The organism is Candidatus Fusobacterium pullicola, assembly GCA_018883725.1.
Taxonomy (GTDB): domain Bacteria; phylum Fusobacteriota; class Fusobacteriia; order Fusobacteriales; family Fusobacteriaceae; genus Fusobacterium_A; species Fusobacterium_A pullicola.
Genome location: JAHLFN010000073.1, coordinates 22,027 through 36,147 on the forward strand (window position 1 = coordinate 22,027; position 14,121 = coordinate 36,147).

Annotated in this window: 16 protein-coding genes; all 16 read left to right on the top strand. The window is 25.8% G+C overall.

Annotated features, from left to right (window positions below):
* The first annotated feature begins 81 nt into the window (after positions 1 to 81).
* The 16 genes from IAA47_08220 (at position 82) to IAA47_08295 (ending at position 13,970) form a co-directional block, all read left to right on the top strand.
* Positions 82 to 873: a hypothetical protein gene (locus IAA47_08220; protein ID MBU3842945.1), complete on the top strand. Its 792-nt coding sequence runs from the start codon at positions 82 to 84 to the stop codon at positions 871 to 873.
* Between the two features lie 12 nt (positions 874 to 885).
* Positions 886 to 1,980: a hypothetical protein gene (locus tag IAA47_08225; protein MBU3842946.1), complete on the top strand. Its 1,095-nt coding sequence runs from the start codon at positions 886 to 888 to the stop codon at positions 1,978 to 1,980.
* A complete protein-coding gene (locus IAA47_08230) occupies positions 1,977 to 2,693 on the top strand; it encodes a hypothetical protein (protein ID MBU3842947.1) in 717 nt (238 codons plus the stop codon). The genes IAA47_08225 and IAA47_08230 overlap by 4 nt, the downstream gene beginning before the upstream one ends.
* Positions 2,694 to 2,792: 99 nt before the next feature.
* Entirely contained in the window at positions 2,793 to 3,380 is a 588-nt protein-coding gene (locus IAA47_08235; GenBank protein MBU3842948.1) for a hypothetical protein, read from the top strand.
* A 35-nt stretch (positions 3,381 to 3,415) separates the two neighbouring features.
* On the top strand, positions 3,416 to 4,162 hold the full coding sequence (locus IAA47_08240; protein MBU3842949.1) for a hypothetical protein: 747 nt from the start codon (positions 3,416 to 3,418) through the stop codon (positions 4,160 to 4,162).
* Between the two features lie 9 nt (positions 4,163 to 4,171).
* Positions 4,172 to 4,453, top strand: coding sequence for a hypothetical protein (locus IAA47_08245; GenBank protein ID MBU3842950.1), 282 nt, complete (start codon positions 4,172 to 4,174; stop codon positions 4,451 to 4,453).
* 14 nt (positions 4,454 to 4,467) lie between these two features.
* Entirely contained in the window at positions 4,468 to 4,707 is a 240-nt protein-coding gene (locus IAA47_08250; protein ID MBU3842951.1) for a hypothetical protein, read from the top strand.
* 2 nt (positions 4,708 to 4,709) lie between these two features.
* Positions 4,710 to 5,582 carry a Fic family protein gene (locus IAA47_08255; GenBank protein ID MBU3842952.1) on the top strand — a complete coding sequence of 291 codons (873 nt, stop codon included), beginning with the start codon at positions 4,710 to 4,712 and terminating at the stop codon, positions 5,580 to 5,582.
* A gap of 109 nt (positions 5,583 to 5,691) precedes the next feature.
* Positions 5,692 to 6,627 (top strand): type IV secretion system protein, encoded by a 936-nt coding sequence (locus tag IAA47_08260; GenBank protein MBU3842953.1) that lies wholly within the window; start codon positions 5,692 to 5,694, stop codon positions 6,625 to 6,627.
* A 9-nt stretch (positions 6,628 to 6,636) separates the two neighbouring features.
* On the top strand, positions 6,637 to 8,553 hold the full coding sequence (locus IAA47_08265) for a type IV secretory system conjugative DNA transfer family protein (GenBank protein ID MBU3842954.1): 1,917 nt from the start codon (positions 6,637 to 6,639) through the stop codon (positions 8,551 to 8,553).
* 18 nt (positions 8,554 to 8,571) lie between these two features.
* A complete protein-coding gene (locus IAA47_08270) occupies positions 8,572 to 8,913 on the top strand; it encodes a hypothetical protein (protein ID MBU3842955.1) in 342 nt (113 codons plus the stop codon).
* Between the two features lie 88 nt (positions 8,914 to 9,001).
* Positions 9,002 to 9,883, top strand: coding sequence for a Flp pilus assembly complex ATPase component TadA (gene tadA / locus IAA47_08275; GenBank protein ID MBU3842956.1), 882 nt, complete (start codon positions 9,002 to 9,004; stop codon positions 9,881 to 9,883).
* A 9-nt stretch (positions 9,884 to 9,892) separates the two neighbouring features.
* Positions 9,893 to 10,135: a VirB3 family type IV secretion system protein gene (locus tag IAA47_08280; GenBank protein MBU3842957.1), complete on the top strand. Its 243-nt coding sequence runs from the start codon at positions 9,893 to 9,895 to the stop codon at positions 10,133 to 10,135.
* 8 nt (positions 10,136 to 10,143) lie between these two features.
* On the top strand, positions 10,144 to 12,591 hold the full coding sequence (locus tag IAA47_08285) for a conjugal transfer protein TrbE (protein MBU3842958.1): 2,448 nt from the start codon (positions 10,144 to 10,146) through the stop codon (positions 12,589 to 12,591).
* On the top strand, positions 12,578 to 13,180 hold the full coding sequence (locus IAA47_08290; protein ID MBU3842959.1) for a S26 family signal peptidase: 603 nt from the start codon (positions 12,578 to 12,580) through the stop codon (positions 13,178 to 13,180). The genes IAA47_08285 and IAA47_08290 overlap by 14 nt, the downstream gene beginning before the upstream one ends.
* Positions 13,116 to 13,970 (top strand): hypothetical protein, encoded by an 855-nt coding sequence (locus tag IAA47_08295; protein MBU3842960.1) that lies wholly within the window; start codon positions 13,116 to 13,118, stop codon positions 13,968 to 13,970. The genes IAA47_08290 and IAA47_08295 overlap by 65 nt, the downstream gene beginning before the upstream one ends.
* The last annotated feature ends 151 nt before the right edge of the window (positions 13,971 to 14,121 follow it).

Genomic DNA, 14,121 nt, shown 5'->3' on the forward strand with positions numbered 1-14,121 from the left:
TAAATGGACATTGGAAATTGAATAATCAATATAGCTTTTAATAAGAATTTTCTATTCTAATATTTAATAATGGAGGAAATAATGAATAATATTAGACAAATAGATGAAGAGTACAGTGATGGAAGTAGGTATCAAGCATTAAGGAATAACAAGCTTTTTAAGAATAGTGAAATAGAAGTTTATACAAAAGATGGAGAAATAACTCTTATAAATAAATATATACTTGAAGATTTAAAAACGACCTTAAAGTATTCTGAAGGTAAATTAAAAGAAATTTCTTTTTATGAAAAAGGAGAAGATTATATTACAAAACGTGAAAAACAAATTGAAATGAAAAGATTAAATATAGAGTATTTAGAAAATAAGATAGTAATTTATGAAAAAGCTCCTAGAGCATATAATAATCCTTTAAAAAATGGGATTTATTTAGAATATGAAGGAGATAAATTAATTACTAAAGGAAATTATATAGATGGTAAAAAAGAAGGACTTTGGCAAGAAGAAGGAAAAGAAGTTCTATATAAGAATAATGAAAAGCAAGGATTAGTTGAAAAATTTAAGTATAAATATAAAAAAGCTAAAACAGAAATAGAAATATTTAATAATCCTATTGATGTAATAAAAAATTGTAATAATCTTAAAAATTTAGAAGATAAAATATCAATTAATAATTGGGGAGCTTTTGAGGCAAATTTGTCTTATAATCTATACCATCTTAAAAATATTGAAAAGATTATTTCTAAAGAAAAAATAGAAATAAAAACAGAAATAATTTCTAAAAGAGAAGAAAAAGATTATATTCAAGAGAATAGAGTTGAAAAAAAGAAAGTAATAAGAAAAACTAAGGGAAAAGATGAAGAACTAGAATTATAAAAAGGAGAACATATGAAGAGTAGTTTTTATGAATACTTTAATTGTTCTTCAAAGGAAGAACTTTACCAAAAATATAAAAATAATGATGAAGAAGTTCAAGAATTGTTTAAATATTTTGATTTTTTAAAAGCTAAAAATACTCAAGACTGGATTAAAAATAAAAGTGATTTAGTTGAGTTTTTAAATGCTTATGCTCCAGCTAAAAATGAACTTCAAATAATAATGCTAAATGCAAGTGGACAGATAAGAAAGTATAAAAATTTTGATTATGACACTTGTAATATAAAAAATATTTTGAAAGAAATTTATGATAATAAAGCAACTAGTTTTATTATGACAGCTAATCTTCCAGATATTACATATAAAAAATTATCTAATCTTTATAATAATCCCTTACAAAGAATGGAAGAATTATCAGAAAAACTAGAAAGTATGGTAGGTTACACAAGTCATACAATTCAAATAATTACTAATAACTATGACAACTATGGAGAATATAAACCTCAAGATACAAAAAGAAATTTTTTATCAAATGAAAGTACAACTTTTACTGATACTGATGAGTATAAAGAGTTTATGAATTATATTGCTAAGAAAGAACTAAGAGAATTAAATTTATTAGATGATAGAGAAAAAATAAAAGAGATATTAATAAAAGCTTATAGTGGTTTATCTCAAGAAAATTTTGGAATTATCTTGTATGATAACAATAATAATATAAAAGATATAACAAATCTTTTTATAGGAAAAATAGATAATTCACAAGTAGATTTAAGATTAATAACAGGAATTTTATTAAGAGAAGATATAAAAGGAATTGAAATACTTCATAACCACCCTTCTGGAAATTTAAGACCATCAAGAAATGATATTAGTTTAACAGAAGCAGTAGAAGAACTTTCAACATTATTAGAAAAAAGATTTACAGACCATTATATTATAGGAAAAGGCTCTATTTTTAGTTTTAAAGAAGAAGGTATGATAGAAAATCCTTTGAGAAATACTCCTTCCATAAAAATGGAAAAAGTAGCAGAGAAAACTAAAATATTAGATACTAAAAAAGGTAAAAAAATTATAAAAAGGAAAGAGGAGGAATTAGAACTATGAATTTAAATAAAATAACAGAATATAGAAATGATATTTTAGTTAGAGAATACTATGTAAATGATTATGATGAACGTAATGGTTTATATAAAGAATGGGATAATAATGGGAAACTAAGATTGGAAGCAAATTATAAAAATGATGAACTTCATGGGCATTATATTAAATATGAAAATGAAAAAGTAAGTAAAGATATTTGGTATAGCAATGGAAAAATAGATGGGAAATATAAATCTTATTGGGATAATGGAAATCCTTATGTTGAAATTGAATATGAAGCTGGGAAAATGAATGGAAAATTTACAGCATATTATCCTGATGGTTCTATTAAAAAGGAAGGTTATAATAAAGAAGATAAAAAAGTAGGAATATGGAAATCATATTATGAAAATGGACAAATAAGAGTTGAGGAAAATTATATTAAAGGAGTTCAAGAGGGAAGATACAGAAAATGGTATGATAATGGACAATTAGAAGCAGAAGGAACTTATGAAAGGAATTACTTAGAAGGAACATTTATAACATATTATAAAAATGGAAAGCTAAAATCTAAAGGAGAATTAAAAAAATTTTTAGAAGATGGAACTTGGCTTGAATATGATGAAAAAGGGCATGGAGTAAAAAAAGTATATGAAAAGGGAAAAGTAATAAATGAAAGTCCAATAGTGAAGAAAAAAATAATTAAAAGTAAAGAAAAAGAAGAATTAGAACTTTAAAAATAATAGGGGGCTTGTATGAAAGAAAAATCTTTAGATTTTTTCTTTCATCAAGACCAAGGGGGGTGTGGGTACTCCCACTATAAAGGAGTGGAATAGATGGATATTATAAATACAGATGGAACTTTTAGAAGATACTATAAGAACAGCAACCTTAAAGAGAGAGGTAAATATATAAATAATGAATATGATGGAGAAATAATAAATTATCTTCCAGATGGACAAATTTGTCAAAAAAGATATTTTAATAAAGGAATTTTAGAAACAATTATATCTTATAAAAATAATGATGAACTTGTACTTAATAATGAAGATATATTAGAAAATGTATTTATTTTAAGGAATAAAGGAAAAAATGATAAGTTAAGAGCATTTCCAAGTTCTCTTTTTAAGGAAATAGATTTTATTCCTACTTATTACAAAAATGAAAATTTTATAGGAGAGCTTTTATTGAAAATATGGGGAGATAATTGTTTATGGCTAATATTTTTAGTTGATGATAGAAAAGTTATTAAGATAGTAGTTTATAGAGATAAAAATGGATTTTATGCTCCTAAAAAAACAAAATTTGATTTTTCAGATAAAGATTTATGGACTGGAAGGTTTAAAATTAATGTATTACAAGCAAAAACTAATACTAGGTTATTAAAGCCTGTATATGTTGATAATATTGAAATACTTGATTAGTTAATGCTAAAATTGTAAAATAAGGAGGAGAAAGTATGATACTAAAAAGATTGAGATATGCTTTATTATGTAGTATAATATTAATAGGGAGTAAAGCTTATGGTTTAACTGTCTATGACCCAGCAAACCATCAGGCTAATATGCAACAATATCAAGTTGCAATACAACAAGAAATTCAGATGTATAAAACTTTAGTAGAGAATATATTACATACTCAAAATCAAATACAACAGCTCCAAAATGACGCAACTAACCTTGCAAGTATAGGAGCAGGAATAATAGGAGAAGAAAATCAGGCATTAGTTCAAACAGTACTTGATTTAAAGAGTATTTATGACAATACTGATTCTATTATACGTAATACTAAGACATTTGAAGCTAACTATAATGATTTATTTCTTAACTTTGATGAGTATAAGAATTTAAATCACGAACAACTTGATAGAGAAGCTACAAGAGTAGTTAAGCAGATAAATAATAACTTATTAACAAGTATAAAACTTGCTAATAAGTCTAATGAAAATATGGAAAGAGAAAGAACTAGATTAAATACATTTACAACTGGAACATCAAATCTTTCAGGAAACCTTCAAACACAACAAGCTATTAAATCTGTAAATGAAGATATGTCTAATAAACTATCAAGACTTGAAATGTTGATGGCTGAAGATGTAAGAATGAAAGCACTTGAAAAGCAACAAGAAATAACTTTTGAGGAAATTAATAAAGAAAGATTATATAAATCAAGAGGTATAGGGAAATATAAAAAAGAATATTTTTAGGAGGAAATAATGAAAAAGTTATTATTAATGACATTTTTAGTAGGATTACTAGCAAGTTGTGGAGGAGTAGAATTAACACCATTAGAAAAAAAACAAGAGATAGCAAAAAAAGCAATATTTGAAGGAAATAAGGAAGCAAAAGCAGAATTAGATAAGATATTACAAGAGTTAAAAGAAAAAGCAGATAGTGGAAAAGCAAGAGAGGAATTAAAAGAATGGAAAGAAGTAATATCAAAAGAAAGTTTAAATAAATCAAGAGGTGTAGGAAAATATCAGAAGGTAAAATTTTAGGGAGAAAATAAATTATGAGTTCAGGTTTAACAAGATTGATGGAGGATTTAGGATTAAAAAATTTTGATGAACTTAATGAATTTTTAAATAATCCTAAAAATTTAGATAATCCTATTGTAAAAGGATATCAAGAGTTGAAAAAATATATAAAAGAGCAAGAAGAATTAGAAAGATTATCTCCTGAAGAAATAAAAGAAAGATTTGGAATAGTAGATGAAGGAGATATAGTTAGTCAAGAGGATTTAGAAGGATAAATATGGAAAAAAGCACTTATAATGTAGTTGAATATGAAAAAAATAAAAAAATAAAACAAGAAAATTGGGAAATGGCAATAGGTTTAAATGAAGTTGACGGATTAAAACCTTCAAAATATTTAAAAGAACTTATAAATGATTCATTGGAGGGAAAAACAACCTATTCAGAGATAGAAACTAAATTACATAATTATTATAAATTACAAGATATTACTAAACAAGAGATTAAAGATAATAAAGAATGTGACATAGTATCTACAAGAATAGCAGAAATCTTAGAAGATGGAAGCTTTACTTTTAGTCCAATTTATTTAAAGAGCATTCATAGAAGGCTTTTTGAGAATATATTTGAAGGAGAATTAGAAGGTTGGGCTGGAAAGTTTAGAGAAATAAACATAACTAAAAAAGAGCCAATATTAGATGGAGATACAGTAACTTATGCTAATCATTTTGATATTTTAGATTATTTAAAATATGATTTTGAAGAAGAAAAATCAAAAGATTATACTAAACTATCTCAAGAACAACAAGTTCAAAGAATAGCAAAATTTACATCAGCTATTTGGCAAACACACCCATTTAGAGAAGGAAATACTAGAACAACAGCAGTATTCATAGAAAAATATCTTAGAACAAAAGGATATGATGTGAATAATGAATTGTTTAAAGAAAACTCTATATATTTTAGAAATGCCTTGGTTTTATCAAATTATACTAACATTTCTAAGGGAATTAATAGTAATTATGAGTATCTTTATTCATTTTTTAAAAAATTACTTATTGATAGAGAAATAAAATTAGAAAAAATGAATGTTTCTCAAAAGAAAAAAGTAATAAGAAAATCTAAAGATAAAGAAGAAGATCTTGAGTTATAAGTTGCAAGGGACAGATTTGTCCCCTGCAAAATAAAATAAATTAGAGAGAGCTATATTGATTATAAATAATTGATATAGCTTTTTTATTTGCAAAAAATAAGGAGGAACAATGGATTTAACAACCATTTTAGATGAGTTAGTTAGAGAATTAGGAAAGATTCCTACTAGACTTACAGATATAGTTATAGCTTTTATACCACTTTTTATGATGATAGAAGTGGTTTACCAACTTGGTTGGAAAGAAAAATATACAGATGTATTATCAGTTATTAAAGATAATTTAAAGTTATATTGTTGGTTATATTTTTTTGCTATTAATTATACTGAAATACGAGATAGCATGAATAGTAGCATGATATGGTTAGCAAATAAAGCGACAGGAATGCCAATGAAAGATATAGCAGGATTGCCATCAGCTATTTTAAAAAATGGGTACATAGAAATTGATAAAATATGGGATTTAATGCAAGGAATATCATTTGAAACTTTAGGATATTTTTTTCTATGGCTTTTTGGAATAATTATATTATCTTTATTTGCAATACAGATATTTTTAGCATATTTAGAGTATGCTTTAGTAGTAAATATAGCAATTATTTTTCTTCCACTATCAGTTTGGGCAAAAACTTCAGATTGGGGAAATAAAGTATATCCTATAATTTTTTCTCAAAATATAAAAATATTTGTTTTAACAGTAGTAACTAATTTTACAGTTTTATACTTAAATAAAGTTTTGGAAATATCAGATTTTTTAGGTGGGATAAGTTATGTAGCTTCATTGGCAGGACTTGTATATATTAATTATAAAGTGCCAGAAATGGTAGGAGGAATGTTTAGTGGGACACCAGCCACAGGAGGAGCAAATCCAGTAACAGTAGGAGCGATAGCAGGAGGAATAGCTGGAGCAGTTGGAGGAGGTCTAGGAGCTGGTTTAAAAACAGCAGGACAGAAAGTTTGGGGAGCTTATAAAAATAGGAAATCTTCAAAAACAGCAACTGAAACATTAGCAAATAATGTTCCTCAATTACCAAGTAATAAAGAATAGGTGGTAATAATGAAAAAATATTTTATATTATTTCTACTAATTTTTATATTTGTAACACAAAAATATCCAAGAGATATTGGATATCCTAAAATATATGGGAAACCTATATATACAATTCAAGAAATTGGAAATGTAAAAAATATAAAGTTATATAATCCAGTAAATTTTTTCAAGATAAATAAGAATTTAAAGAAAAAAACATTTTCAAGTTACATGTTTTATAACATTGTTTTATTAGGAACAGCACCTATGTGTTTGTTCTTAGCCTTGAATGTGAGGGAAAAAAATAAAGATGTATATGGAAATGCCAGATTTGCAAATAGAGAAGAAGTAAAAAAAATGAAATTGAAAAATAAAAAAGGTGTAGTTTTAGGGAAATTGAAAGGGAAAATATTAAGAAGTATAGATGTTTTCCATATAATTATTATGGCTTCTACTAGAATGGGTAAAGGTATAAATAATGTATTAACCACTCTTTTTGATTGGGAGGATTCAGTAATAGTAAATGATATTAAAGGAGAATGTTGGGAAAAAACTTCAGGATATAGAGCAAAGGTATTAAAGCAAAATGTAATGATGTTTGATCCTACTTCTGAAGAGCCAACTTGGACATTTAATCCTTTAGACGAAATAAGATTAAAGACTAAAAATGAACTAGAAGATGTTACTTTAATAGTTCAAACCTTACTTGATGATGGGCTAACTAAGAGCGACCCATATTGGATAGAGTCAGCTATTAATATAGTGAAAGCAGTTGTTCTTCATTTAAAGTATATTAAAAATAATGCAAGTTTATCAGATGTAATAGATTTTTTATCAAGAACTACTTTTGATGAAGATATAAAGGAAATTTTAGGTATAATTACTGATGAAGATGGAAATGATGAGATAACAGAGAATACATTTGAACATGTACAAGATGATACATTTTTAAAAATATATGGAACTAATCAAAAATTACACCCTATTGTAGAACGTTTTTTTGGGCAATATTATAGAACACCAAGCAAAACAAGGGGAAGTACTATGGCAGTTGCTCAATCTAAGTTAGGAATATTTTTAGATCCCAAAATAAGAGCTAATACTCAAACATCTTCTTTTACTATAAAAGAATTAAAAGAGAAAAAGACAAGTTTATATTTAGTTACTCCTCCATCAGCACAAAAGATGACACGTCCATTAACTAGATTAATATATTCTTTAGGAGTATATCAATTAACACCAAGAATGAAGTTCAATCATAAAGAAAAAACATTTTTAGAGAGAACTTTAGGAAGAGTAAAAAAGAAAATAGAAAATTTTATTTTTGTTAGTAAATCTAAAAATAGAATATTATTTTTAATAGATGAGTTCCCTGTTTTGGGGAAATTATCAATAATAGAAGAGGCAGTAGCTTATGTTGCTGGATATGGAATTAAAATGATGTTGATTTGTCAATCTATTAAGCAATTAAGAGCAATATATGGTAAAGATAGCTCTATTATGGAGAATATGGGTATAAAAGTCTTTATGACACCTAATGATGAAGATACTCCAGAAATGCTATCTAAGATGTTAGGAAATAAAACTGAAATTATAAAAACAAGTAGTAGAAAAGGAATAGATGTAGAGAGAAGTTATAGTACTTCTATTGTAGCAAGTCCTTTAATGACTCCAGCACAGATTTCAAATTTACCATATGAGAAAATCTTCATTAGGATTGTAGGATTTCCATTTATAATGGGAGAAAAAATATTTTACTATGACGATAGAGCTTTTAGAGATAAAGAAAACTATGCACCACCTACATATCAAGGAAAAGAAGTAAAAGTAGAAAAAGAAGCAAAATATGAAGAGGAGAATTTAGAAATATTTAATGAAAATGAAGGGGAAAAAGATATTATAAAAGCTATGGAAAAAGCTAAAAACTCATGGAATTTTGATTAATAAAGGAGAAAGAATAGAATGAATGAAGTACAAAGAAAAACAAAGTTAGAAATAAAAAGAGAACAGTTGCTAAAAATTGAAGAGCAGAAAAAACAAGCTCAACAAGAAATTAAGGAATTAGAAAAGAAAGAAGAAAGAAAAAGAAATAATAATAATATTTTAGCATTTAATTTAGCCTATGATGGCGAGAAAGCTGTCTTAAATCCATTTTTATTTAGTGGATTAGCAAAATATATAGAAGCTATGTCAGACAGTGAAATAGAAGGTTTAATAGAGGAAGGAAAGAAAATAATAAAACTATCTAAATCAGGAAAACCTATTTTAATAGAAAAAGAGGTAATAGAAAGTGAACAACAGTAGAATAGATGTTGCAAATAAGACAATTATAAAAATATTTAAAGATTTAGAGATATATGATTATTTAAGTGATGATACGATTACTGAAATAATGATAAATACAGACAGGAAAGTCTGGATAAAGAAACTTGGAGAAGGATTTATAGATACTAATAAATTAGCTGATAATAATAAGACTATGAATATATTAAAAATATTGGCAACTTTAAATGAATTATCTTTAAATGAAGAAAACCCAAGATTATCAGCAGAACTAATTTATAAATTAACAGATGAAGAGAAATATAAAAAAGCAAGACTTGAAGGATTAATACCTCCAGTTGTTGCTAATCCTAAATTTAACATTAGAAAAAAAATTCCAGTAACTAAAAGATTAGAAGATTATTTAAAAGATAAATTTATTACTCAAGAACAATATGATTATTTTATTCAAGCAGTAAAAGATAAAAAAAATATTCTAATAGTAGGTGGAACAGATACAGGGAAAACTACCTTTGCTAATGCTCTTTTAGGGATAATGGATAGCCTGAATGAAAGACTAATTATAGTAGAGGAAGTAGAAGAATTACAAACAAAAGCTCAAAATGTAGATAGAATAACAATAACTGAAGGTGTTTTTAGCTCAACAGAAGCTTTAAAATCTTGTATGAGATTATCTCCAGAAAGAATTATCTTTGGGGAGGTTAGAGGAGCAGAAAGTTATGATTTACTTGGAGCATTTAACTCTGGACACTCTGGAGGACTAAGTACTATTCATGCTAATGATGGACAAGGAGGATTGAAAAAACTTGAAATGTATAATCAACTAGCTTGTCAAAAACCTATGAGTGAATTTATAGTATTAGGAATAAACATTTTAATTACATTAAAAATGGAAAATTATAAAAGATATTTAGATGAAATAGTAGAACTAGATGGTTATAATCCTACAACTCATATGTATGAACTAAAAACAATTTATAAAAGAAAATAGGAGGCAAATATGAATACTAAAATGCCACTTTATCGAGGTATGACAATAGATAAAACTGTAAGAGGATTACCTAGAAATATATTTTATTCATTATGTATGGCAGGAATTATTTCTGTTGCAGTATTTAATAATATTTATATACTAATTCCTTTTTTATTAATATATTTCATTTTAAGGACAATTAATAAAAAAGATAGCAAAATGCTTGAAAACTTCATAAGAAGAAGTTTAAAGAAATACATTAGTTATTAGGAGGCTTTATGGAAATCATTATAATAGTAATTCTTCTAACAAGTATTGCTTTTTATATAAAAATGGAGAAAGAATATGACCCAGAAAATAAAGATAGATTGATAGATTATACAGTATGGGGAACTCCAAATAGTAAATCTCAATTAATTCAAAATAAGAATAATTCAATAATGAAAATTTTAAGATTCAAGGGATTTGATTATGAGAGTTCAACTCCAGCAGAACTTGATTATTTAAGAGCAAATATTAATAATATTCTGAAAAGATTAGATGAAGGATATGTATTACAAGTAGAGGCAAGAAGAAAAAGAGTAACCGAATATCCTAATAGTACTTTCAAAGAGAAATTATTACAACAAATGGATAATATAAGAAAAAAGAAAGTAATGAGTGGAATTTATTTTGAAAGTGAATATTATTTAATAATTACTTATTTTTTGCCAAATAAAAAGCAAAGTAAGTTGAATAACTTAATATATAAAGAAAAAAAAGATATAGAAATATATAACTTAGAGGAAGAAAAATTTTTAAAAACAGTTGATGATATAAAATTAGGATTAAAGGATTTTGTTTCACAAATTGAAGATATGAATATAGATGAAATGCTTACTTTTTTACATAGCTCATGTAGTTTAAAAGACCACTATGTAAAAAGTATGGGGGACTTGGTAGAATTGGATAGTTATATCTCTGATACAACTATTACAGTTGGAGAAACATTAAAATTAAATGGAACTCATTATGTAGGTTTAATATCATTACTATCTTATCCAGATGAAACATGGACAGGAATGTTTGATATTATAAATAAATTAAGTATTGAATATAAATGGACTATGAGATTTATATTTCAAGATGATAATAAAGCTGTTGTAGAAGGTAAAGATAGGGCAAAACATTTTCATAATGAAAAGAAAGGAATATTAGCAGGAATATTAGAGCGTAAATTAGAAGTCCATGCTGAAGAGTCAAGAGAAAAAGAATTAAGAGAAGAAGAATGTAATAACTATGTATTAGATATAGAAAATGGAGCAGTAAAATCAGGATATTATACCTTTGTTTTAACTCTAATTAATGAAGATAAAAGAAAATTAGAAGATGATATGAAGCTAATTGAAAAAGAAATTAATAAATTAGGGTTTACAACAGTTCAAGAGAAAGTAAATTCATTAGAAGTATTTGTATCTACATTAGCAGGAAATGTTGAATATAATATTAGACGTCCAATATTACATACTGGAAATTATATAGATTTAATTCCTTTAGGAGCTGATTGGGACGGAGATAAGATAAATAAACATTTTAATCAAGAAGCTCTTTTATATGCAGAAAGTGGATTAGGGAGTAGTTTTAAGTTTAATTTACATATAGGAGATATAGGGCATACTTTAATACTCGGACCAACTGGAGCAGGAAAATCTGTTTTATTAGCAACATTAGCTTATCAATGGAGAAAATATAAGGATAATCAAGTTATTATATTTGATAAAGACTCATCTTCTAGGGTTTTAACAGCAGGAGTTGGGGGGAAATTCTTTGATATAGGAGTGGACCAAATAGCTTTTCAACCTTTAAAAAATATAGATGATGAAAGAGAATTAGAATGGGCATATGATTGGCTACTTGATATTTTAGTCGCAGAAGGATTGGAGATTCAATCAGAACATAAAAAATCCTTACTTCAAAGTTTAAAATTAGTTGCTAGTATGGATAAAGAAGATAGAACAATTACTCAATTATTATTACAAGAACAAAATAAAGACATTAGAAATATCTTAGAAAGATATACAAATGGAGATAATGGAGTATATGGAAGATATTTTGATAATAATTATGATGATTTTAATGCAGTAAATACTTGGCAAGTTTTTGAAATGGGAGCTTTATTTAATACAAAGATTATGCAACCAATGTTAAGTTATTTATTTCATAAACTAGAAATAGAAATGTTTAATGGGAAAAAAACACTTTTGGTATTAGATGAATGTTGGTTGATGTTACAAAATGGAATTTTTTCTTCAAAAATGTTAGAGTGGTTAAAAACATTGAGAAAGAAAAATGTTTCAGTAGTTTTTGCTACACAACAATTATCAGATATAGTTAAATCTTCAATTAAAGAGGCAATATTTGAGTCTTGTTTAACAAAAGTGTATCTTCCTAATAAAGAAGCTTTAAGTTCTGATTTGTTTAAAGATATATATAAAGAATTTGGATTGAATGATACAGAACTTCATATAATAAAAAATGGAAAAATGAAGAGAGATTATTATTACAAGTCGCAAAAAGGAGGAAAACTCTTTAGATTAAATCTAAATGAATTGGAATTAGCCTATGTAGGAGCTTCTACTCCAGATGAACAAAATAAATGTAAAGAAATATTAAAAGAAGTTGTAATTACTGATGAGTTTAATAAAAAATGGCAAGAATACAAGCAGGTATCATATGAAGAGTATTAGGATATTAATAAAAATAATTATTGTAATAACCATAGGAATATTATATTTCAGAGAAAATTATACTATAAATGTATCTCCATCTATCCCAATGGGAATATATAAGAAAATAAAAATAGAAGAAGATTTAAAAATTGGAGATACAGTACTGATAGATATACCTAAAGATATAAGAGAATATATGACTAAAAGAGGATATATTAATGATGATATACATTATTTAATAAAGAAAATAGGAGCAACTTCTAAGGATAAAGTAGAAGTAATAGATAATAAGCTTTATATAAATAATAGAATAGTGAGAGAAATTCCTTTAAAAGATAGTATTGGAAGGCAATTAATTCCAGCTCGAAGAGTACAACCTAAAGAAAATGAGTTTTTTTTACTAGGAGATACTAATAACTCTTTTGATGGGAGATATTACGGGACAATCAATAAAAAATTTATTAAGTATAAAGCTAAAGAAGTTTACTTATTTGAAAATACAAGAAAAATAGTTAGAGAATTAAAGAAGGAGCTGAAAGAAAATGAAGAAAATACTACTATTGGGAGCAATTATAATATTAACGCAAATAGCACAAGCAAATACTAAAACTTTAACATTAAGAAACTTAGAAAGCGATATGCACTATCAGTTGAAAGAAAACTCAATATATCTTGAAAAATTAACAGATGAAGAGGGATTTTTAGATTATTATGATAGGAAAGTAACTTTAGATTATTTATTTGGAGATAAAGAGCATTATGATGAAAAAGGAATTGGAGTTTTTACTAATTTAAATCCAGATATAGCTTTAAAAATAACTGGTATTACTAGTAAGAAGAAAGATATAGAAAGTGATATAGTAGGATTCCAATTAGGATATAAAGATACAGATGGTTTTATGCTATTTGATAGTTATAGTTCATATTTAATGACAGCTAATTATTATTCTAATAAGTATAAAGCAATAGAAACAGAAGATTATCTAATAAACTTATCTACACAAACAGGAAGAATAATTGATATTTCAGAGAATACTTTTGCTGATGTTTATTTAACGGCAGGAGCTGGATTTTATTACTTTGGTAAAGGACAAGATATGAATACTGAAATAAAAAAAGATAGTGGATTCATGGGTAATATAGGACTTGGAATGACATATAATATGAGCTTTTATGATTTTAAAAGTTATATTGGTGGAGAATATATGTTCAATTATTTAGAAAATATAAAATCAACTCCATTAATGGAAGAGTTGGATAAAAATTATATAGGATTAGTTGCAGGATTAGACTATATAATCAATGAAAGATTAGCTATAAACACTAAATATACAGTAAATAAATTAGGTAATGATATTCAACATACTACAAGTATAGGATTTACATTTTTATTTTAAATAAATTTAATTTATTTTAAAGAATCTGTTAACTTGAAATGAAAAAGAGGGAACAGATATGGAAATTGGTAATTAAATAATTTGTCTAAATCAATTTTTCTAAAAAATTGTATCACAAAAAAACATAGTTGTCTATGTCTTTAAAAAAATA